The organism is Arenimonas oryziterrae DSM 21050 = YC6267 (assembly GCF_000420545.1).
In the GTDB taxonomy this organism is placed as follows: Bacteria; Pseudomonadota; Gammaproteobacteria; order Xanthomonadales; family Xanthomonadaceae; genus Arenimonas; species Arenimonas oryziterrae.
Genome location: NZ_ATVD01000001.1, coordinates 240,046 through 261,225 on the forward strand (window position 1 = coordinate 240,046; position 21,180 = coordinate 261,225).

Below are 21,180 nucleotides of genomic sequence, written 5' to 3' on the forward strand. Positions count from 1 at the left end.
GGATGGCAGAACTTTGGCGCTGCCTGCGGCAAGTCTATATCCTGACCCGATGAACTACCGCCACGCCTTCCATGCCGGCAACCACGCCGATGTCCTCAAGCATATCGTGCTGATCGCCCTGCTCGAGGCCCTCAAACGCAAGGACACGCCTTTTTTCGTCCTCGACACCCATGCCGGTCGCGGCCAGTACCTGCTGCAGGGCGAGCATGCAGACAAGACCGGCGAGGCCCGCGGCGGCATCTTCCGCCTGTTCGTGCTGCACGGCCTGCCGGCCCTGGTGCAGCGCTATCTCAAGCGCGTGCAGGCCGACAACCCGGTCGGTGCCCTGGTCAACTATCCCGGCTCGCCCCTGCTCGCGGCGCAAATGATGCGCGACGGCGACCGCCTGGCCGCCTGCGAGCTGCAGCCCGAGGAAGCGCGCGCACTCGCGGCTCTGTTCAAGACCGACAGCCGCGTCGGCGTGCACGCACGCGACGGCTACGGCGCAGTGAAGGCGATGCTGCCGCCGAAGGAAAAACGCGGCCTGGTGCTGATCGACCCGCCCTACGAGGCCCAGGAAGCGGAGTTCGGCACGATCTTGACCGCGCTCAAGGAAGGTCTGGCGCGCTGGCCGACCGGCATGTTCGCGGTGTGGTATCCGATCAAACAGCGACGGACGCTCAATCCGTTCTTCCGTAAAGTCGCCCACCTGCCCTGCAAGTCCGCGTTCACGGTCGAACTGCTGGTGCGTGCCGACGACTCGCCCCTGCGCCTGAATGGCAGCGGCATGTTGATCGTCAATCCGCCCTACCAGCTCGACAGCGAACTGGCGCCGGTGCTGCCCGTGCTCTCGCGCCTGCTCGGCGAGGCGCATGCGAACGCGCGCCTGGACTGGATCATTCGCGAAGGAACCTGAGCCATGGCCCGGAACATCGCGGCGCTAAGCCTGCTCGTGCGTGACTACGATGAAGCGATCGCCTGGTACACGACGGTGCTCGGCTTCGATCTGATCGAGGACACGCGGCTGGGCGAGGACAAACGCTGGGTACTGGTCGCGCCGAAAGGCTCGGGACAGACGCGATTGCTGCTGGCGAAGGCCGTGGGCCCGGAACAAACCGCCGCGATCGGGCATCAAGCCGGCGGTCGCGTGTTCCTGTTCCTGCATACCGATGATTTCGCCGGCGACTACGCGCGCATGCAATCGCTGGGCGCGCATTTCCGCGAAGCCCCGCGCACCGAGGCCTACGGCACCGTCGCCGTTTTCGAGGATCTCTACGGCAACGCCTGGGATCTTCTGCGACTCGCTTCCGACCCTTAAAAACAGCGAGGCCGCGACCACCCAAGGGGCGGCCGCGGCCTGCGCCACGCCAGCTCAGGCGATCAATCGCCCTGGAAGCGCGTACCGAAGATGATGCTCGCGTTCGACACCATGTTCGTCTGACCGGTCAGGCCGGCTCGGATGGTGATCTTGCGGTTGAAGAAGTTGTTCGCCTGCGCCGGCGTCAGACCATAGGTCTCGATGAGCGAGCGCTTGCTGACCAGACCCGAGATGCAATCGCGCGAGTACTGGATGGTGTGCGTCGCATTCTGGCCCGGCTCGATCGAACGGTAGTCGCGATAGGTCGGAAGCAGGACGTCGAAGCCGCCATTGAACGGAAGCTCGGTGGTCGGATCGATCAGGGCCGGGTTGTTCAGCACCGGGCTCTCGATGCGGAACTTGCCGCGCACCAGGAAACGCGCGTTCTGGCGCACGCCGGTCGGATTGTTGAACGTGTAGGTCATGATCGGCGTCGCCCAATGGCAGAGCATGCTGTTGCTGCTGTTCGCCGGCAGGGTGATGCGGCCCAGATCGGGATAGTCGAACGAAGTGACGACGGCGTCGGGATTAACCACGAGGCAGCGATCGTCCACGCCCAGCGGGAAATCCGGGTCCGGCGTGCAGTCGCTGGTCAGCAGGACGCTGCCGGTCGACACCACGCCGATCCAATGCACGACACGGCCGAAGGAATCGGCATCGCCGACGGATTCGTCGGTGACAGCGGCGTAACCAAGCCCCACGACGCCAAGGCTGGCGGCGGTTGCCAAAAGAAGGGTGGCAAGATTGCGTTTCATCGAGAGTTCCTCTGGGTCATGAGGCGCGCCACCATAGGCGCGCGACGTGGCCTTCAGGGCGGCCACGAATGCAGCGAACGTGCCGATGTCGTCCCGGCGGACACGGACGGCCCCGACAAATGTTTTCTTAACGCCTTTCACGGTCGGCGAAGCCTGCTAGGCTGATCCCGCCGCAGGGGTGCGGCCCCCAGCCCGATGATCGCGGAGACCGCCGACGCATGTTCCTGTCCTCTCGCCCTGCCGGAAAACGTCTGCTCGCCTGCGCGGGCCTGCTGCTCCTCCTGCTGACGCCACTCGCGTCTGCCACGGGCACCACCGCGACCAAGCCGGCGACAGCGGCGGCGGTGGATCGCCGCATCAGCATCACCATCGACGACCTGCCCTGGGCCACGATCAACGACGGCAGCTGGCCCGTCGCGGAAGGCAAGTCCATTTCCGCGGAATTGTCGGCGCATCACGACCGACTGATGGCCGCGCTCGCACAGGCGAAGGTGCCGGTCGTCGGATTCGTCAACGAAGGCAAGCTCGTCGCCGGCACGCGCGTGGACACCGCGCGCGTGCACATGCTGCGCGACTGGCTGGACGCGGGCGCGGACCTGGGCAACCACACCTACGGTCACGACGATCTGCACGCGGTCGGGCTGGAAGCGTTCGAAGGCGAAATCCTGCACGGCGAAATCTTCCTGCGCCCGCTGCTCGCCGAACGCGACAAGACGCCGCGCTGGTTCCGTCATCCGTATCTGCGTGCCGGCCGCACGCCCGAGGACAAGGCCGCGCTGGAGGCTTTCCTCGCCGAGCACGGCTATCGCATCGCACCGGTGACCGTCGACACCTCCGACTGGGTCTGGGCGGCCGCGTATCGCAAGACGCTGGCGAATCCCGGCATCCAGGACGGTCTGCGCGAAGAGACGCTGGCGCGGCTTCGCCACGACTATGTGCCGTACATGATCGCCAAGATCGACTATTTCGAGCAGCAATCGATTGGCCTGCTCGGCTACAACCTGCCGCAGATCCTGCTCATGCATGCCAATGAGCTCAATGCCGATACCTATGCCGAGCTGATCGCCGCGATCCGCGCGCGCGGCTACCGTTTCGTCACGCTGGAGGAAGCCGTCGCCGATCCGGCCTACCGGCGCGCCGATGCCTACACCGGCAAATGGGGCCCTAGCTGGATCCACCGGTGGGCGATCGGCGAGAAGAAGCCGAAGGAATTTTTCGCCGGCGAGCCGAAAGTCGCCCCCTGGGTCATGGAACTGGCGGGCGTGGATTCGGAATAGGTTTTGCTGTCAACGGAACCGGCGATCGGGCGTTGAAGGGACCAATGCCCGATGAGAGAGACCCCATGCGCTTTCCGCCCCCGCTGCTGACCGGCTTGCTGTTGTCGCTGATCGTTCTTGGCGCGACGGCGCGTCCCTTGGGCGCGCGTCTGGGCCAGGCACGTGGCAACACGGGCAGTGAAACAACCATCGAGCTACCCGCTGGCGCCCGCATCCAGCGCAACCTCGCCTATGGCAGCGATCCGGCCCAGGTCATGGACGTCTATCTGCCCGCCGGTGCGAAGAACGCGCCGGTCATTTTCATGGTGCATGGCGGTGCCTGGCGCGTGGGCGACAAAGGCGCGGCGAACGTCGTGCAGAACAAGGTCGCGCGCTGGCTGCCGCGCGGTTTCATTTTCGTGTCGATCAACTACCGCATGCTGCCTGCGCAGGATGCCTTGCAGCAGGCCGACGACGTCGCCCGCGCGCTCGCTTTCGCGCAGGCGCAGGCGGCGTCCTGGGGCGGCGATCGCGACCAGTTCGTGCTGATGGGACATTCGGCCGGCGCGCATCTCGTCGCCCTGCTCGCTGCCGCGCCGGCAAGAGCAAGCGCCCTGGGCGCGCGCCGATGGCTGGGCACCGTGTCGCTCGACAGCGCGGCGATCGACATCGTCGCTGTGATGAACCGGCGTCACCTGCCGTTCTACGACCAGGCCTTCGGCGCGGATCCGGCGCGTTGGCAACAGGCCTCGCCGATGCAAATGCTCGCGCGCGGCGCCACGCCGCTGCTGGCCGTGTGTTCGAGCCAGCGCCGCGACCAGCCCTGCACGCAGGCGCAGGCCTATGTCGACAAATCGAACGGCCTGGGCGCCCGCGCCGCCCTGCTACCGCAGGACCGCACGCATGCTCAGATCAATGCCGACCTCGGCGAGCCGGGCGGCTACACCGATGCGGTGGAAAACTTCATGGCCTCGCTCGATCCCGGGCTCGCCCAACGACTGGGCGATCGCGCGTCCCGCTAGGCGCCGCTAATTCGGCGCCTGCGCCGTTGGCGGGCGCGGTCGAAGCACGAGCAAGGCCAGAATGCCGGCGACCAACCCCCAAAACGCCGAGCCGATGCCGAACAGACTCACACCCGAGGCCGTCACCAGGAAGGTGATGATCGCCGACTCGCGTTCGGATTCGCGCGCCAGCGCCGTCGCCAGTCCGTTGCCGATCGTGCCCAGCAAGGCCAGACCGGCGATGACGGCGATCAACTCTTTCGGAAAGGCCGCGAACACCGCCGCGACGGTAGCGCCGAATACGCCGACCAGGCAGTAGAAAACCCCGGCGAACACCGCCGCGACGTAGCGCTTGCCCGGATCCTCGTGCGCTTCCCGGCCCGTGCAGATCGCGGCGGTGATCGCCGCGAGATTCAGCGCGTATGCGCCGAACGGTGCCAGCAGCAAGGTCGCGACCCCGGTCCAGCCAATGGTCGGCGAAATCGGCACGGCAAACCCGGAGGCACGTTGCACCGTCACGCCCGGTACGTTCTGCGACGCCATCGTCACGACGAACAGCGGCACCGCGATGCCGATGATCGTCGACACGGAGAACGCCGGCGTCGTCCAGATCGGTCGCGCGAAATCCAGGGTCAACCCTTCGAAACGCAGCAAGCCCTGCGCGGCGGCGATCGTCATGCCAAGCGCCAGCGTCAGCAGCACCGCGTAACGCGGCGACAGGCGTCGCATCAGCAGATAGGCCACGAACATCGGCAAGGCCATGCCGAACTGCGTCTTCATCGCGACGAAGGCGTCCATGCCGAAACGCAACAGCACCCCCGCGAGCATGCCGGCGCCGATCGCAGCGGGAATGCGATCGATGAGCCGCTCGAACAGGCCGCTGAAGCCCGCGATCGTGATAAGCACGGCGGAAACCACGAAGGCGCCGATCGCCTCGGGCAGCGAGGCGCCGGCCGCGCCGGTGATCAGCATCGCCGCACCGGGTGTCGACCAGGCCGTGACCACCGGCATGCGATAGCGCAGGGACAGACCGATGCAGGTCAGCCCCATGCCCCAGCCCAGCGCCCACATCCACGAGGCGATCTCGGCTGGGTTCGCGCCGACTGCCTGCGCACCCTGGAAAACGATGACCGCCGAACTGGTGAAACCGACGAGCACCGTGACGAAGCCGGCGACGAGAGCCGACACGGAAAAATCCTTGCGCAGCGACATGCCTCGTTCCTTCATCCGATACCGTGCACCCGCCACGCCGGGAATTCGCTGCCCGGCGCCGGATCGGACACGAGCCCGCAAGCCAGCAAGCCATCATCGCTGCCGGCCTCGCACAGGTAGACCGCGATCGCGCCGTATTGCTGGTCGGTGCGCACCAGGGACCAGCCTGGCGGCAAGGGACGACGCTCGGCGCGATAGTCAGCCTCGAGGTTCGTCGCCGCATCGGCTTCGAGAATGTCGCGACCGGCGATGCTCGCCACGCCGCGCACGATCGCGATCTCGGCATCGAGGGCCGGTGCGACCGTCGGCGTTTCCACACGCAGCCCATGCCGCGCGAGATGCGCGGCAATCGCCGGCGGCACCGCATAGGCCAAAGGGCGCCGCACGATCTGCTCGCCGACGAAATTCCCGATGTACGGCACCTTCACGCTGATCGGACCGCCCTGCAGCGTGTACGGCTCGCGCGTGAGCACTTCGATCTCGCGATCGGCGAACGCTTCCAGCCGGTAACGCACGGCGATGTCTTCGCGCGGCTGCGTGCAGGTCGCCAGCAAGGCGACGATCTGCTGGCCGTGCGCGGCGACATGGGCCAAGGTCTCGCGCAGGAAGGCATAGGTCACCAGTACACGCTCGGCGAAGCTGATGTAGGCATAGGTCTCCAGCAGCAGGTCGAGTCGGTTGGTCAGGCCGCGATAGTTGCCGCCGAAACGCGGATGGTGCGTGTAGGTGATCCAGCCGGTGCCCTGCCCGCCTTCGTCGCGCTGGAAGTTGCCGTAGTAGGACGTGTCCAGACCTTCGCGCGATTTGACCGCGGCCGTCACCGCCGGCAGGAGGGTCTCGCGCATGTACGCGATCGGCTCGGGGCGGCCGCTGAGCACCGTATGCGGAATGTCGTAGGTCAGCGCGAAACGGTGGATCGAACCATTGGTCGCGTGGCAGTCGATCACCAGGTGCGCGTTCCAGACGTGGCAGACGCCGGTCTGCAGCAGGCGCATCTCCGCGCCTTCGTGACGCATGTAGTCGCGATTGAGATTGATGCCCGCGGCATTCACGCGCGTGCCCACGCCGGAATCCGGGCCGAGCTGGCCGCTGAACTTGGTGATGTCCAGACGACGGTTCTCGGGGCTGATGCGGTCGTTGCCGTCAGCATTGAACAGCGGAACGACGACCAGGGTCATGCGCTCGAGCAGGTCGCCGTGGTGGCCGGCGAGGATGTCGCGCACCAGCATCAGGCTCGCTTCCTTGCCTTCGACTTCGCCGGCATGGATGCCGTTGATCACCAACACCACGGGCAAGCCCGAGGCGTGCGCGGCGGCCGGCGTGAAATGTCCGTGCGCCGACAGCACCAGCAAGGGCAGCGATCGACCTTCGGGTGTCGTGCCGAAATCGGCGATATGCAGACGCGGATCGCCCAGTGCGCGCAAGGCCTCGACGAAGGCGACGACATCGGCATGGCGCGAGGTATAGGTGTAGTCGCTGCTTTCGGCGCGGGTCAGCGGTGGCGTGGCGGCAGGCAGGGGCATCGGCGGTCTCCGGGGTGACCTGCGGATTCTAGCGGACTGGACTGCCTGCCCCGACAGCACGGGCGACCGTGCGTGGACGTCCGCGCTCCCGCTAAAATGAGCCATGACGACTTCCGACACGTCCATTGCTGCGCAGCTTGCCCACGAAGGCCACGCCTTCGTGCCCGCGACGACGATGCGCGAACGGCTTGCCGCGACCGGCGCCCTGTCCGACTGGAGCGCGTTCACCGCGAGCTGGAATGACCTGGGTCTCGACGAATACATGGCCGACCACGGCCGCTACCGTCGTCGACGCCACGCCGTTTTCGTTGCCGGCGCCGATGGCACCGTCCGGCGCGCAGCGCATCAGCCGCATTACCAGGGTCTGGACTACAACCCGCTCAACGGCGGCATCGAGCGCTGGTTCGAACCCATCGCGGACGCCATCGGGGACGGCGCCAGCCTGAGAACCATCCTCGCGTATTGCCATGCCTTGTTCGGCGGCCTCGCACCGGCCGTTGCCCGTTGGCAGGTCGAAGTGCATCAGTTCCGCATCGAAGCGCGTCCCGGCGAGCCCGGCCAGCCGACACCGGAAGGCATGCACCGCGACGGCGTCGACTATGTGCTCGTCCTGCTCGTCCAGCGCATCAACATCGCCAGCGGTACGACCCTGATCGGCACGAAACAAGGCGGCTTCACGCACAGCTTCACCTTGACTGCGCCTTTCGATGCCGCGCTGGTCGACGATAATCGCGTGCATCACGGCGTCACGCCGGTCGAGCCGCTCGATCCCGCCCTGCCCGCGTATCGCGATGTCCTGGTCGTGACCTTCCGTCGCGCCTAGGCCGGCGCGACATCGGTGCCGGTGTAGCGCGTCAGTCGCTGGTCGCGCGCAAATCCGATCAGGCTCACGCCGGCCTCCGTCGCCAGGCGCACGGCCAGCGCGGTCGGCGCCGAAATCGCCGCGACCAGCGGGCAATCGATCTGCGCCGCCTTGTGCACGATTTCGTAGCTCGCGCGAGAGGTCACCAGCAGCGCCCGTGCCGACAACCCTTGCCGGAGCACGTGCCCCGCGACCTTGTCGAGCGCATTGTGGCGACCGACGTCCTCGCGCACATGCAACTGCCCGTGTTGGTCGAGAATCGCGGCCGCATGCACTGCGCCGGTTTCGCGATTGAGTGGCTGCCGGGTTTCGAGTTCCGCGAATGCGGCCAGCAATCGCGAAGGATCCAGCTGCGCTGTCGCAGACACCTGCCGCACCGGCCGGATCGCCGCCGCCAGCGTGCCGGCTCCGCACAGTCCGCAGCCGGTGCGTCCGGTCAGATTGCGGCTGCGCGCCTCCAGGGCCTCGAAGCGCGCCTGCGGAATCAGCATCTCCAGCGACAACCCTTGAGGCGTTTCGATGCGCTCGATCAGGCGGATTTCGTCGGCGCCGCCGACGATGTCCTCGGTCACCGAAAAGCCGACCGCGAAATCCTCGAGATCCGCCGGCGTCGCCATCATGACCGCGTGCGAGAGGCCGTTGTAGACGAGCGCGACCGGCACTTCCTCGGCCAGCACTTCGGTCTGGCGCGACAGGGTCTCGCCGTCGAGGCGAAGCGCGGACACGCGATGGCTGATCTCGATGCTCATGCGTGTTCCGCCAGCCAGGCACGGCCGCGTGGGCTGGGTCGCAGCAAGCGGCGCGAACCCGCGTCCTCGATCTCGACCAGTCCCAAGCCCCCGACGGCGACGTCGTCGCCAAGGATTGCCAGCAGGCGCAGCAGCTCGCTTTGCGACAGCGTCAGTTGCCGGGCGACTTTCGCCAGCGACGCCGGTTCGTGCTCGGCGACGAAGCGCAGCACCGCGGCAAGCCGGGCTTCGATCACGGCGACTGCAACCGCAGGTCGATGTTTCGCGACGCCTGCAAGCGCACGGGAATCGACTTCGATGCCGGTGTGCCGGCGCGCTCGGCGACGCTGTCGAGCGGCACGAGGGGATTGGTTTCGGGGTAGTAGGCCGCGAGACAGCCGGGCGGAATATCGTATTCCACCAGCAGGAAACGCTTGGCGACGCGCTCGCCGTCATGCCAGACCGAAATCAGATCGACCCAGTCGCCGGCCGCGAAGCCCAGTCGCTGCAGATCCATCCGGCTGATGAAGCAGACCCGCCGCTCGCCGGACACGCCGCGATAACGATCCTCGAGCCCATAGATCGTCGTGTTGTATTGATCGTGGCTGCGGATGGTCATGAGCGTGAGCAGCGCCGAGTCGTCATGGCGACGCGGCACCGGATGCGCGAAGAAACGCGCGCGCCCGCCGGCCTGCGTCCAGCGCCGCTCGCGCGCGGCGTTGCCCAGATAGAACCCGCCCGGACGATGCACCCGCGCATTGAAATCCGCGAAGCCCTCGATGACCTCTGCGATCTTGTCGCGAATGCGGTCGTAGTCCTCGACCAGCCAGCGCCAGCGCGTCTTGCTCTGGCGCAGGGTCGCTTCGGCCAAGCGCGCGACGATCGCCGGTTCGCTGAGCAGGTGCTCGGAGGCGGGCGGATTCATGCCTGCCGAGACATGCACCTGGCTCATCGAATCCTCGACCGTCACACCCTGCGGACCTGCGGCCTGCAGATCGATCTCGGTGCGCCCCAGGCACGGCAGGATCAGGGCCTGGCGCCCGTGCACGAGATGCGAGCGGTTGAGCTTGGTGGCGACATGCGCCGTCAGTGCACAGCGGCGCAAGGCCTGGGCCGTACGCTCGGTGTCGGGCGAAGCGGCGGCGAAGTTGCCGCCCATCGCGAAAAAGACCTGGCACTGCCCGCGCAGCATCGCGTCGATCGCGCCGACCACGTCGTGGCCGGGTTTGCGCGGCGGCGAAAAATCGAAGGCCGCGCCCAGCCGGTCCAGAAACGCCGCCGACGGCTGCTCGTAGATGCCCATCGTGCGGTCGCCCTGCACATTGGAATGCCCGCGCACCGGACACGCGCCGGCGCCGGGCTTGCCGAGATTGCCGCGCAGCAGGAGAAAATTCATCAAGGTCTGGATCGTCGCCACGGCATGGCGATGCTGGGTGATGCCCATCGCCCAGCACAGGATCGTGGCCTTCGATGCGGCATAGACCCCGGCGGCTTCTTCGATCTGCGCGCGCGACAAACCCGACTCGGTTTCGATCAGCGACCAGTCCTCGGCGAGCGCATCGGCCCGCACCGCCTCGAATCCCTCGGTGTGTTCGGCGATGAAATCGCTGTCCAGCGCGCCGGACGCGATCACTGCCTTGATCATGCCCTTGACGGCCGCGAGATCGCCGCCGGTGCGCAACTGGTAGTAATGCGTAGCGATCGGCGTGCCGCCGCCGGTGAGCATGTCGCCCGGATTCTTGGGGTCGGCGAAGCGTTCGAGCCCGCGTTCGCGCAAGGGATTGAACACGACGATCCGGCAACCGCGCCGCGCCGCCTCGCGCAGTTCGCCGAGCATGCGCGGATGATTGGTGCCGGGGTTCTGTCCGAACACGAAGATCGCTTCCGCCTGCTCGAAATCCTCCAGCACCACCGTGCCCTTGCCGACGCCGATCTGTTCGGTCATCGCCACACCCGAGGGCTCGTGGCACATGTTCGAACAATCGGGCAGGTTGTTGGTGCCGAACTCGCGCACGAACAACTGATACAGGAAGGCCGCTTCGTTCGAGGTACGGCCCGAGGTGTAGAACAAGGCCTGATCGGGATCGGGCAAGGCCTGCAGATGGCGGGCGACGATCGCGAAAGCCTCGTCCCAGCTCACGGGCCGGTAGTGGTCGTCCTCGCCTTCGTAAAACATCGGCTCGGTGAGACGGCCCTGCCCTTCGAGAAAATAATCATCCTGGCGCGCCAGCGCGGACACCGAATGCTCGGCGAAAAATTCGCGCGTGACCCGACGCCGCGTGCCCTCGGCCGCCACGGCCTTGACGCCGTTTTCGCAGAATTCGAAGGTCGAGTGCGGGTTCTTGTCGGGCCAGGCGCAGCCGGGGCAGTCGAACCCTTGCGGCTGATTGGCCTGCAGCATCGTCGCTGCGCCGCGACCGACGATGCCCTGCTCGCGCAGATGCCGGAACGAACTCGTCAGCGCATCCCAACCACCCGCCGGTCCCGTGTACTTGCTGATGCGTTTGGACATGCGCGCAGGCTAAGACTTCGGCGCAGGCGTGGCAAGCCGCGATGCGCGCCTGATGCCGCACGCGCCGCGACCGACGCTGCGTCTACATCGCGAGCGCGCGATCGAGTAGGTACTGCACCGGCGCGCCGGCCGGCAGCGTGCCGAAAGCCAGACCATGTGCCGGACCCAGTCGGGTTTCGCAGAAACACGCCGCGATCGCCTCCTGGCCGGCGCGCAGCAGGATCGATGCCTGCAGCGCCAGGGCCATGCGCTCGACCAGCCAGCGCGATTGCGCTTCCAATCCGGCCGGATCGCCGGCGAGCCAGGTGCGCAATCGCGATACTTCGGCGTCAAGGAGCGCGTGCGCACCGCGCGCGGCGTCGAGTTCGGCGAAGAACGCCTCGCAACTCGCCGGCTCGCGTTGTAGAGCGCGCAGCACGTCCAGACACTGGATATTGCCGCTGCCTTCCCAGATCGAATTCAACGGCGCCTGCCGATAGAGCCGAGGCAGGTTCGACTCTTCGACATAGCCGGCCCCGCCCAGACACTCCTGGGCTTCGTTGACGAAGACCGGCGCACGCTTGCAGACCCAGTATTTTCCCAGCGCCGTGACGATGCGCGCGAGCGCGGCTTCCTGCGGATCGCGCGCGCTCGCATCGACGGCGCGCGCGACCCGGAAGGTCAACGCAGTCGCCGCTTCCGATTCCAGGGCCAGATCGGCGAGCACTTGCCGCATCAGCGGTTGCTCGGACAGGGGCTTGCCGAACGCGCGCCGATGCCGCGCATGATGCACGGCCTGCACCAAGGCCTGACGCATCAGGCTGGCGGAGCCGATCAGGCAATCCTGGCGCGTCAACGCCACCATCTGCAGGATCGTGGCGACTCCGCGTCCCTCCTCGCCCACCAGGAAGGCCTGCGCGCCGTGGAATTCGACCTCCGCACTGGCATTGCTGTGATCGCCCAGCTTGTCCTTCAAACGCTGGATACGGATGGCGTTGCGGCTGCCGTCGGTGGAAAAACGCGGCAACAGGAAACACGAGAGGCCCGCCTGGGTCTGCGCGAGCACGAGGAAGGCGTCGCACATCGGCGCGGAGAAAAACCATTTGTGCCCGACCAGTTCGTACTGCCCGGTGCCCGCCGACAGCGCCTGCGTGCGGTTGCTGCGCACATCAGAGCCACCCTGCTTCTCGGTCATGCCCATGCCGACGGTATTGCCGGCCTTTTCGCCCGCGGACACGTGACGCGCGTCGTAGTCGCGTGCGGTGATGCGCGGCAACCAGTCCGCCGCGAGCGCCGGCGCGTGGTTCAGCGCCGGCACGCAGGCATAGGTCATCGTCAGCGGGCAGCTCGTGCCCTGGTCGGCCTGGTTGTGCAGGAACATCAGCGCCGCGCGTGCGACATGCGCGCCGGGCGACTCGGCGTGACGCCAGGCGAAGTTGGGCACGCCGTGACCGACGCCCAGGCTCATCAGGCGATGGTAGGCCGGATGAAATTCCACTTCGTCGAGACGATGGCCGTAGCGGTCGAAGGGCTTGAAGACCGGTCGGTTCGCATTCGCCAGGCGGCCGAGCTCCATCATCTCGCCGCCGACGAGGGGGCCGTAGGCCGCGACCTCCGGTTCGGCCCAGCCGCCGCCTTCGCGTGCCAGCGCCTCGCGCAAGGGCAGATCGGTCGCATAGGCGTCGTAAGGCGTCAGCGCAGGCGGCTGGTTGTCGACCTCGTGGGTGCGGAAGCGATCGCTGACGGTCACGGCCTGGCTCCGGAAAATCGTGTAGCAGCCGCCGGCGTCAGTCGCGCTCGACCAGGCGGAAAGTACGGCGTCCTGCGGCTTTCGCCGAATACAGGGCTTCGTCGGCGGCGGCCATCAGGGATTCGGCGTCCGGTGTATCCCAGTAGAACGCGATGCCGACGCTGGCGCCGACATCCAGCGACACGCCTTCGACACGCATCGGCGCCTGCATCGCCAGCATCAGCTTGCTCGCGATCACGTCGCCGACTTCCGGCGAGGGCGCGTCGTCGATGAGCACGGCGAATTCGTCGCCGCCCAGTCGCGCCACCAGGTCGCCGTCGCGCACGCAAGCTTTCAGTCGTGTCGCGAACTGGCGCATGACGCCGTCGCCGACGGAATGGCCGTAGCTGTCGTTGATGCTCTTGAAATGATCGATGTCGACGTACAACAGCACCACCGGCGTGTGATGACGCTGGCTGCGTGCGAGCACGCTGGACAGGCGCTCGTCGAACTGGCGGCGGTTCGCGATGCCGGTGAGGCTGTCGAAGCGCGCGAGCTTCTCCAGCTCGATCTCCGCGAGCTTGAGCTTGGTGATGTCGAAGGTCAGCGCGAAGAATCCGTGCACCTTGCCGTCGGCGTCGATGTCGGGAACGTAGTTGGCCTGGTAGTGATACTGCTGGCCGCCGACCAGGCCGTGGCCCTCGAAGGTCTCGCGTTCGCCGCGCAAGGCGGCGGCCGCGTGCTTGCGCACGCCGGAATACAGGGCATCGCCGACCGTCTCGCGCACCGTGTGCCCGATCATGTCCTCGGGTTTCATGCCGAACACGTTGGCATATAGGGCATTGGCGAAGCCGTAGCGCTCATCGGTGTCGATATAGGCGATCAGGGCCGGAATATTGTCGGTGATCGCACGCAGCATCTTCTGGTTTGCGGCCAGGGCCTGCTCGGTGCGCACGCGCGCACTGATGTTGCGCCCCGAATAGATGATTTCAGGCGCGCCGCCGGTCACGGCGGCCGGCACGGACCGGGCCAGCGCCTCGATCCAGACATAGTGGCCATCGGCATGCTGGGCGCGATAGGTCACCGAGCGCGTGCCGCCCTGCTCGGTCAGCTGACGGATCGCGTCCACCAGCGTGGCGCGATCATCCGGATGCACGAGATCCCAGCGCGGCTCCATGAGCTCCGCCGGCTCGCGTCCGAGCATGGTCTTAGCCGAGGGCGAGACGTACAGGCGGCGACCATCGGGCCGCATGCGCACGACCATGTCGCTGGAATTGTCGGCAAGCACGCGATAGCGCTGCTCGCTTTCGCCCAGGCGCCGGTTGGAGCGCCGCTGCAACACCAGGAACACGGCGAGCACCACGACCATCGCGGCACCGAGCATGATCAGCCACCAGGTCAACTGGTTGCCGCGCGTCAGCGCTTTCGCGCGCTCCTGCGCCAGCAGCGCCTCGCCTTTCAAGCGCACGAGTTCGACCTCGCGCTCGGCATACTTGAGGCGGGCATCGAAATCGTCCGAGGCCTGCGCACGTTCGGCCTGGTCGAGTTGCTGTTCGAGTTCGAGGAAACGCTGCACCATCGCCGGATCGATTTCGCGACGGCCACTGCCATTGCCGAGCATCGTGCCGACGAGCTCGCGCAGCACGCGCAATTCGTCGCGGCCCTGGTTCAGCGAGCGGAAGGAACGTTGCGCGATGCGCAGTTCGCGTTCGGCCTCGGCCAGGTCGCCGGCGTCGCCGGCCGCCACGCCCAGCACCTCGTGCCCCAGACCCACGAGCTGCGAATTCTTCAGTCGGTCGGCCATTTTCAGGATTTTCTCGCCGCTGGCCTTCTGCCCGGCCACGTCGCCGTTCAGGTGCGCCTGACGCGCCCATTCCAAATACAGCTCGGCACTGAGCTTGGGGTCGTCGACGCGCTCGGCGAGCGTCTGCGCCTGCGCCAGCGTGCGCTTGCCGACATCGGTCAGGCCCAATTGGGACTCCGCGCGCGATCGATTGCGCAGCAGACGCACCTGCATCGGCAGCGCCTGCCCGGGCTTGAGCACGGCCAGGCCGCGGTCGGCGTATTGCGCGGCCAGCGCATGCTTGCCCAGCGAATAGCTCAACGAGGAATAGGCCAGGTACACATCGGACGACAGTTCCGGCGACGGCGTCGTCTTCAGCACGACCTGCGCATCGCCGAGCAGCTGTTCGCCGCGCGTGAAGTCCTGCATCGCAATGCTCGCGCGGCTTTCGGCGATGAGCCCGCGCACGACCAGAATCGGCTGCCGTGCAATCAGGGCCACGCGATGGGCTTCGGCGCCGGCATCGCGTTGGCAGCTCCAGTTGGCGACGACGCGACAGGCGTTGGCCTGGGCCAGGTAGAGCAAGGCCAGCTCGCGCGAATCGTTTCGTTCCTTCGCCTGGGCGATTTCCGCCGGCAGCTCCTGCAGCACGGCTTCGGGCTCGATGAGCGCGCGCGCCTCGAGCGCATGTCGGGGCACGTCCGAACCCTCGGCCAGGCGTGTCGCGGTTTCGGGACTGGCTGCCAGCGTGAGGGGAGCGAGCGCCCCGCCCAGTCCGAAGACCAGAACCCAGCATGCGACGCGGCAGGACCGGAGCGGTCGGGGCATTGCCATCCTCGAAACGACCCTACGGGGGCGGTGCCAGCCTAGCGAATGCAGGCCGTGAATGTCACCCGTTGCGGCGGGTTCGACTCAATCGGAGTCGTCAGGCTCAAAGAAGCACCACTTCACGTCGGGGAATTGCGCCTTGAGCGCGGCCTCGGTGGCATTCATCAGGGCGATCGTCTCGGCCGTGCTCAGGTCGGGATTGGCCATCTCGGCCTGCACGGCGACCATGATGTCGTTGCCCATCTGCAGGGTGATCAGGCTGAAGAGGCTCTTGACCTCCGGCCGTTGCTGCAGGAAGGCGCGAATGGCCTCCCGAGTGACGGGCTCGACGCTCTGGCCGATCAGCATCGCCTTGACTTCGACGGCGACGAACACCGCCACCACCACCAGCAGGATGCCGATGCCCAGGGTGCCGATCGCATCGAAGACCGGGTTGCCCGTGATCATGGTCAGCACAACGGCGGCCAGCGCGAACACCAGGCCGAACAAGGCGGCCAGATCCTCGCCGAAAATCACCACCAGCTCGGCCTGCCGGCTTTCCCGGAACCAGCGCCACAGGCTCTGCGTGCCGCGCGCCTTGTTCACTTCCACCAGGCAGGCGCGCATGGACACGGCCTCGGCGATGATGCCGAACGTCAGCACGCCGACCGCGATCCAGGGGTAGCTCAGCGGCTCGCTCGAATGCAGTTTGTGCCAGCCCTCGTACAGCGAGAACACGCCGCCGACCGAAAACAGCATCAGCGCAACGAGGAAGGACCAGAAATAGATCTCCTTGCCGTAACCCAGCGGATAGTCGGGTGAGGGCGGACGTTTCGCGCGCTTGATGCCGAGCAACAGCAGGCCCTGATTGCCGCAGTCGGCGAGCGAGTGCACCGCCTCGGCAAGCATCGCGCTGGAGCCGGTGATCCACGCGGCCACCGCCTTGGCGACGAAAATGGCGAAATTCGCGCCCAGGGCGTAGAAGATGGTCTTGACGGAGTCGCCTTTGCCGGCCATTCGAAGCTACCTGGGTCGCGTTGTTTCTGGACCGCCAGTTTATCATTGCCCCGTTGCCAACCCGCATCGCCAAGGACCGGACCATGAGCACCCTCGTCAACAAGGCCACCAGCGTGTTGTTCGTCGAGCACATCGTGCCGTCACTGGCGCTGTGGGAGAACAAACTCGGCTTCAAGCGTGTCGCCGAAGTACCCGAAGGCGATGAACTCGGCTTCGTCCTGCTGGTGCGCGACGGTGTCGAGATCATGCTGCAGTCCCGCGCCAGCCTCGCCGCCGACCTGCCTGCCGTGGCCGCCCAGCATCGCGATTCGGCCAGTTTCGTGTTCATCGAAGTGCCCGATCTCGACGCGATCCTGGCAAGACTGGGCGACAGCGAGGTCGTCAATCCCGTGCGCGATACGTTCTACGGCTCGCGCGAGATCACCATCCGCGAGCCGGGGGGCCATTTTGTGACGTTTGCGCATTTCACCCCGCCGCCGGGCTGAGGGCGCGCCTTCGGTCCGGCGAAATCGGGTTTAGAGCACCCCGCCGGGCCAGTCGTGGCAGTCTAGGCCCGTGACCGCCGTCTTCCGCACCCGCCGCTCCGACCTTGCGGACCTGTACCGCATCGAGACGCTTGGCCTGGCCAATGGCCGCCGCGTGCAGATCCGGCCGATTGCGCCGCTGGATGCGGTGCCGATCGCGTCCTCGTTCCACCTGCTGAACGAGGATGAAGTGCGCAAGCGCTTCCTGCATCCGATCAAGGCGCTGAGCGAAGAGCATCTGTATCAGCTCACGCATCCCGATCCCGATCGCGCCTTCGTCGTGGTTGCTTCCGAGCCGCTGCCGCCGGGCGACGCGATGATCGGCGCGGTCGCACGGCTGGCGCGTGACGACGACAACCGCAGCCGCGCGGAATTCGGACTGCTGGTCACGCACTTCGTCGCCGGTATGGGCCTGGGCCGCGTGCTGATGCAACGCCTGATCGAATGGTGTGCACGCCACGGCGTGCGCGAGCTGTGGGGCGACGTCATGGACGACAACGAGCCGATGCTGCGCCTCGCCGCCTCGCTGGGCTTCCATCGCGAAGCGATCCTGGGCTCGCCGGGACTGTTCCGGATCACGCTCGCCATCGCCTGATCGTCGCGGCCTGCCTGTCGCGGCCTGATAAACTGCGCGGCCGATGACCTCCCGCCCCTCCCTTCCCGCCCCGCCCCGGCCGCGTGCCGGCCAGCAGCGCGCCTATTGGCGCGCGCCGTCCAGTGCGAGCGCGATGGCCCTCGGCCTGGCCGAAGCTGCACGCCGCCACGACGGTCTGGTACTCGCTGTCGTGCGCGACACGCACACCGCGCAGTCACTGGAAAACGATCTGCGAGTATTTCTCGCCGGCGACGCCGGTGGTGATCTGCCCGTGCTGCATTTTCCCGATTGGGAAACCCTGCCCTACGACTTGTTCAGCCCGCACCCCGACATCGTTTCGCAACGCGTCGCGGCCTTGTACCGCCTGCCCGGCACGCGACGTGGCGTCCTGGTCGTGCCGGTGTCTTCGCTCATGCAGCGCCTGCCGCCGCCCGCCTGGATCGCCGGCAATGCGCTCGACCTGAAGAAGGGACAGAAACTCGACCTCGACAGCGAAAAACGCCGTCTCGAAGCCGCCGGCTACCGCAACGTGCCGCAGGTGCTAGATCCGGGCGACTTCGCCGTGCGCGGCGCCTTGCTGGACCTGTTCCCGATGGGTTCGGATGTGCCCTACCGCATCGAGCTGTTCGACGACGAGATCGATTCCCTGCGCAGTTTCGATCCGGAAACGCAGCGCTCCGAACATCCCGTCGCGTTGGTCAAGCTGCTGCCCGCGCGCGAGTTCCCGCTCGACGCCGCGAGCACCAAGCGCGTGCGCGAAAAACTCAGCGAACGCTTCGATTTCGATCCGCGACGTTTCCCCGTCTACCAGGATCTCAAGGAAGGCGGATCGCCGGCCGGCATCGAGTACTACCTACCGCTGTTCTTCGAGCACACGGCGTCCTTGTTCGAACACCTCGACCGCAACGCGCTGGTCGTGCTTGGCGAAGGCGTCGATGCGGCGGCCGTGGCGTTCTGGGCGCAGACCCAGGATCGCTGGGAACAGCGCCGACACGATGTCGAACGCCCGATCCTGGCACCGGACGAGATCTTCCTGCCGCCGGACGCGTTGCGTGCGGAGCTCAATCGCATCGATCGCATCGAGATCTGCGGACCGGAGCATCCGCATCTCGACAAGGCCGTCGCGATGGCCGAACAGCCGGCGCCGCGACTGGCCTGGAACGTGAAGGGCGAGGAACCCGGCGCGGCGATGCGCTCGTTCCTGGACCACTATCCCGGCCGCATCCTGATCGCCGCCGATTCGGCTGGACGTCGCGAGGCGCTCATCGAGGTGCTGGCCGCCGGCGCCCTGAAGCCGGCGACCGTCTCGGGCTGGAACGAATTCCTCGTCGGCAAGGCTTCGCCGAGTTCGGACGCGTCGGCCGAAGGTCTGGCGCGCTTCGCGATCACCATCGCCGCGCTGGAAGACGGCTTCGCGCTGACCGAGCCGGCGCTGACGGTCCTCACCGAGCGCCAGCTGTTTCCCGATCGCACCGATCAGAGCCAGCGTCGCAAGCGCGCGGCACGCGATCCCGACCAGGTGCTGCGCGACCTCAGCGAGATCACGATCGGTTCGCCGATCGTGCACGAGGATCACGGCGTCGGTCGCTACCAAGGCCTGATCACGCTCGAGTCCGGCGGCGTGCACGGCGAATACCTGTGCATCGAATACGCCAAGGGCGACAAGCTGTACGTGCCGGTGGCGCAGTTGCAGCTGGTCAGTCGCTATTCGGGCACCTCGCCGGAATTCGCGCCGCTGCATTCGCTCGGCGGCGACGCCTGGGAAAAGGCGAGAAAGAAAGCCGCCGAAAAGGTACGCGACGTCGCCGCCGAAATGCTCGAGATCCAGGCGCGCCGGCATGCGCGCGTCGGGCTGGCACTCACGGTGGACCGGGCGATGTACGAGCCGTTCGCGGCGACCTTCCCGTTCGAAGAAACCCCCGACCAGCTCGCCGCGATCGATGCGGTCATCAAGGACCTCGGGCATCCGCAGCCGATGGACCGCGTGGTCTGCGGCGATGTCGGCTTCGGCAAGACCGAGGTTGCGGTGCGCGCCGCGTTCGTCGCTGCGGTCGCCGGCAAGCAGGTCGCGGTGCTCGTGCCCACGACCCTGCTCGCCGAACAGCACTACCGTAATTTTCGCGACCGCTACGCCGACTCGCCGATTCGCGTCGAGGTGCTGTCGCGTTTCAAGACCGCGAAAGAGATCAAGGCCGCGCTCGCCCTGCTCGCCGAGGGCAAGATCGACGTGATCGTCGGCACCCACCGCCTGCTGCAGGGCGACGTGATGTTCAGCGACCTCGGTTTGGTCATCGTCGACGAGGAGCAGCGTTTTGGCGTGCGCCAGAAAGAGGCGCTGAAAGCGCTGCGCGCCGAAGTCCATCTGCTCACGCTGACCGCCACGCCGATCCCGCGCACGCTGAACATGGCCATGAGCGGCCTGCGCGAGCTGTCGATCATCGGCACGCCGCCCGCGCACCGCCTGGCGGTCAAGACCTTCGTCACGCAATGGGACAACGCACTGCTGCGCGAGGCTTTCCAGCGCGAACTCGCACGCGGCGGCCAGATTTATTTCCTGCACAACGAAGTCGACACGATCGAGAAGATGGCGCGCGAGCTGGCCGAACTCGTGCCCGAGGCGCGCATCCGCGTCGCCCACGGCCAGATGCCCGAACGCGAGCTCGAGCAGGTCATGCTCGACTTCCATCGCCAGCGCTTCAACGTGCTGGTGTGCACGACGATCATCGAATCGGGTATCGACATCCCGAGCGCGAACACGATCATCGTCAATCGCGCCGACCGCTTCGGCCTGGCGCAGCTGCATCAGCTGCGCGGCCGCGTCGGCCGCTCGCATCACCGCGCCTATGCCTACCTGGTCGTGCCGAACAAGAAGGCGATGACCGGCGATGCGGAGAAACGCCTGGAAGCGCTCGCGTCGCTGGAAGAACTCGGCGCGGGGTTCACGCTCGCCACCCACGACCTGGAAATCCGCGGCGCCGGCGAACTGCTCGGCGAAGGCCAGTCGGGACAGATCGCCGAGATCGGCTTCTCGCTGTACATAGAACTGCTCGAGCGCGCGGTCAAGTCGATCAAATCCGGAAAGATTCCCGACCTCGATCCCAGCGTGCGCCACGGCGCCGACGTCGAGCTGCATATCCCCGCGCTGATTCCGGAAGACTATCTGCCGGACGTGCATGCCCGCCTGACCCTGTACAAGCGCATCGCCTCGGCACGCGACGAAGACGCGCTGCGCGACCTGCAGATCGAGATGGTCGACCGCTTCGGCGTGCTGCCCGATCCGAGCAAGCAGTTGTTCGCTGTCGCCGAACTGAAACTCGAAGCGACCCGACTGGGCCTGCGCAAGCTCGAACTCGGCGACAAGGGCGGTCGACTGCATTTCATCCCGCAGCCGAAGGTCGACCCGATGTCGATCATCCGACTGATCCAGTCGCAGCCGAAGATCTATTCGATGGACGGCCCCGACAAGCTGCGCGTGCGCATGGACCTGCCCGATGCCGCCTCGCGTCTGCGCACCGCACGCGGCCTGCTGACCTTGCTCAAGTCGTGACGCGCTAGACTCGC

At 66.7% G+C, this 21,180-nt stretch carries 17 protein-coding genes; 8 read left to right on the plus strand and 9 right to left on the minus strand.

Annotated elements, in window-relative coordinates:
• The first annotated feature begins 49 nt into the window (after positions 1-49).
• Both G467_RS0101110 and G467_RS0101115 read left to right on the plus strand, forming a co-directional pair.
• The gene (locus G467_RS0101110) at positions 50-895 is read left to right on the plus strand and encodes a 23S rRNA (adenine(2030)-N(6))-methyltransferase RlmJ (RefSeq protein ID WP_022967893.1); all 846 of its coding nucleotides are present in this window, start codon (positions 50-52) and stop codon (positions 893-895) included.
• A 3-nt stretch (positions 896-898) separates the two neighbouring features.
• Positions 899-1,297, plus strand: coding sequence for a VOC family protein (locus G467_RS0101115; protein WP_022967894.1), 399 nt, complete (start codon positions 899-901; stop codon positions 1,295-1,297).
• A gap of 62 nt (positions 1,298-1,359) precedes the next feature.
• Here G467_RS0101115 and G467_RS0101120 read toward each other — a convergent pair whose 3' ends face one another.
• Positions 1,360-2,091 (minus strand): hypothetical protein, encoded by a 732-nt coding sequence (locus G467_RS0101120; RefSeq protein ID WP_022967895.1) that lies wholly within the window; start codon positions 2,089-2,091, stop codon positions 1,360-1,362.
• A gap of 218 nt (positions 2,092-2,309) precedes the next feature.
• On the opposite strand from G467_RS0101120, the gene G467_RS0101125 reads away from it, so the two are divergent.
• Both G467_RS0101125 and G467_RS14940 read left to right on the plus strand, forming a co-directional pair.
• Positions 2,310-3,368, plus strand: a complete 1,059-nt coding sequence (locus G467_RS0101125; RefSeq protein WP_022967896.1) for a polysaccharide deacetylase family protein — start codon at positions 2,310-2,312, stop codon at positions 3,366-3,368.
• Positions 3,369-3,433: 65 nt separating this feature from the next.
• Entirely contained in the window at positions 3,434-4,369 is a 936-nt protein-coding gene (locus tag G467_RS14940; RefSeq protein ID WP_022967897.1) for an alpha/beta hydrolase fold domain-containing protein, read from the plus strand.
• 6 nt (positions 4,370-4,375) lie between these two features.
• Here G467_RS14940 and G467_RS0101135 read toward each other — a convergent pair whose 3' ends face one another.
• Together G467_RS0101135 and G467_RS0101140 are read right to left on the minus strand one after the other, a co-directional pair.
• A complete protein-coding gene (locus G467_RS0101135; RefSeq protein WP_022967898.1) occupies positions 4,376-5,560 on the minus strand; it encodes a benzoate/H(+) symporter BenE family transporter in 1,185 nt (394 codons plus the stop codon).
• An 11-nt stretch (positions 5,561-5,571) separates the two neighbouring features.
• A complete protein-coding gene (locus tag G467_RS0101140; RefSeq protein ID WP_022967899.1) occupies positions 5,572-7,083 on the minus strand; it encodes a M14 family metallopeptidase in 1,512 nt (503 codons plus the stop codon).
• Positions 7,084-7,186: 103 nt separating this feature from the next.
• Between G467_RS0101140 and G467_RS0101145 the strand changes: the two genes are divergently transcribed.
• Positions 7,187-7,906 carry a 2OG-Fe dioxygenase family protein gene (locus G467_RS0101145; RefSeq protein ID WP_022967900.1) on the plus strand — a complete coding sequence of 240 codons (720 nt, stop codon included), beginning with the start codon at positions 7,187-7,189 and terminating at the stop codon, positions 7,904-7,906.
• Here the strand turns inward: G467_RS0101145 and fdhD are convergent.
• The 6 genes from fdhD to G467_RS0101170 form a co-directional block, all read right to left on the minus strand.
• Positions 7,903-8,694 (minus strand): formate dehydrogenase accessory sulfurtransferase FdhD, encoded by a 792-nt coding sequence (gene fdhD / locus G467_RS0101150; protein ID WP_022967901.1) that lies wholly within the window; start codon positions 8,692-8,694, stop codon positions 7,903-7,905. The genes G467_RS0101145 and fdhD overlap by 4 nt on opposite strands.
• Entirely contained in the window at positions 8,691-8,930 is a 240-nt protein-coding gene (locus G467_RS14945; RefSeq protein ID WP_022967902.1) for a hypothetical protein, read from the minus strand. The genes fdhD and G467_RS14945 overlap by 4 nt, the downstream gene beginning before the upstream one ends.
• Complete coding sequence (locus G467_RS0101155; protein WP_022967903.1) at positions 8,927-11,185, minus strand: FdhF/YdeP family oxidoreductase; 2,259 nt, start codon at positions 11,183-11,185, stop codon at positions 8,927-8,929. Before G467_RS0101155 ends, G467_RS14945 begins: the two co-directional genes overlap by 4 nt.
• A gap of 82 nt (positions 11,186-11,267) precedes the next feature.
• Positions 11,268-12,914 carry an isovaleryl-CoA dehydrogenase gene (locus G467_RS0101160; RefSeq protein ID WP_022967904.1) on the minus strand — a complete coding sequence of 549 codons (1,647 nt, stop codon included), beginning with the start codon at positions 12,912-12,914 and terminating at the stop codon, positions 11,268-11,270.
• 37 nt (positions 12,915-12,951) lie between these two features.
• Complete coding sequence (locus G467_RS17250; protein WP_022967905.1) at positions 12,952-15,504, minus strand: diguanylate cyclase domain-containing protein; 2,553 nt, start codon at positions 15,502-15,504, stop codon at positions 12,952-12,954.
• A gap of 84 nt (positions 15,505-15,588) precedes the next feature.
• Complete coding sequence (locus tag G467_RS0101170) at positions 15,589-16,500, minus strand: cation diffusion facilitator family transporter (RefSeq protein ID WP_022967906.1); 912 nt, start codon at positions 16,498-16,500, stop codon at positions 15,589-15,591.
• 83 nt (positions 16,501-16,583) lie between these two features.
• On the opposite strand from G467_RS0101170, the gene G467_RS0101175 reads away from it, so the two are divergent.
• The 3 genes from G467_RS0101175 to mfd all read left to right on the plus strand — a co-directional run bounded on the left by G467_RS0101175 (position 16,584) and on the right by mfd (position 21,166).
• Entirely contained in the window at positions 16,584-16,985 is a 402-nt protein-coding gene (locus G467_RS0101175) for a VOC family protein (RefSeq protein ID WP_022967907.1), read from the plus strand.
• A gap of 70 nt (positions 16,986-17,055) precedes the next feature.
• Positions 17,056-17,619, plus strand: a complete 564-nt coding sequence (locus tag G467_RS0101180; RefSeq protein ID WP_022967908.1) for a GNAT family N-acetyltransferase — start codon at positions 17,056-17,058, stop codon at positions 17,617-17,619.
• Between the two features lie 43 nt (positions 17,620-17,662).
• The gene (gene mfd / locus G467_RS0101185) at positions 17,663-21,166 is read left to right on the plus strand and encodes a transcription-repair coupling factor (protein ID WP_022967909.1); all 3,504 of its coding nucleotides are present in this window, start codon (positions 17,663-17,665) and stop codon (positions 21,164-21,166) included.
• The last annotated feature ends 14 nt before the right edge of the window (positions 21,167-21,180 follow it).

What these genes read in the sequence shown, in the direction of transcription:
- G467_RS0101110 (WP_022967893.1), top strand. Translation starts at nt 50, where the DNA reads ATGAACTACCGCCACGCCTTCCATGCCGGCAACCACGCCGATGTCCTC.
- G467_RS0101115 (WP_022967894.1), top strand. Translation starts at nt 899, where the DNA reads ATGGCCCGGAACATCGCGGCGCTAAGCCTGCTCGTGCGTGACTACGAT.
- G467_RS0101120 (WP_022967895.1), bottom strand. Translation starts at nt 2,091, where the DNA reads ATGAAACGCAATCTTGCCACCCTTCTTTTGGCAACCGCCGCCAGCCTT.
- G467_RS0101125 (WP_022967896.1), top strand. Translation starts at nt 2,310, where the DNA reads ATGTTCCTGTCCTCTCGCCCTGCCGGAAAACGTCTGCTCGCCTGCGCG.
- G467_RS14940 (WP_022967897.1), top strand. Translation starts at nt 3,434, where the DNA reads ATGCGCTTTCCGCCCCCGCTGCTGACCGGCTTGCTGTTGTCGCTGATC.
- G467_RS0101135 (WP_022967898.1), bottom strand. Translation starts at nt 5,560, where the DNA reads ATGTCGCTGCGCAAGGATTTTTCCGTGTCGGCTCTCGTCGCCGGCTTC.
- G467_RS0101140 (WP_022967899.1), bottom strand. Translation starts at nt 7,083, where the DNA reads ATGCCCCTGCCTGCCGCCACGCCACCGCTGACCCGCGCCGAAAGCAGC.
- G467_RS0101145 (WP_022967900.1), top strand. Translation starts at nt 7,187, where the DNA reads ATGACGACTTCCGACACGTCCATTGCTGCGCAGCTTGCCCACGAAGGC.
- fdhD (WP_022967901.1), bottom strand. Translation starts at nt 8,694, where the DNA reads ATGAGCATCGAGATCAGCCATCGCGTGTCCGCGCTTCGCCTCGACGGC.
- G467_RS0101155 (WP_022967903.1), bottom strand. Translation starts at nt 11,185, where the DNA reads ATGTCCAAACGCATCAGCAAGTACACGGGACCGGCGGGTGGTTGGGAT.
- G467_RS17250 (WP_022967905.1), bottom strand. Translation starts at nt 15,504, where the DNA reads ATGCCCCGACCGCTCCGGTCCTGCCGCGTCGCATGCTGGGTTCTGGTC.
- G467_RS0101170 (WP_022967906.1), bottom strand. Translation starts at nt 16,500, where the DNA reads ATGGCCGGCAAAGGCGACTCCGTCAAGACCATCTTCTACGCCCTGGGC.
- G467_RS0101175 (WP_022967907.1), top strand. Translation starts at nt 16,584, where the DNA reads ATGAGCACCCTCGTCAACAAGGCCACCAGCGTGTTGTTCGTCGAGCAC.
- mfd (WP_022967909.1), top strand. Translation starts at nt 17,663, where the DNA reads ATGACCTCCCGCCCCTCCCTTCCCGCCCCGCCCCGGCCGCGTGCCGGC.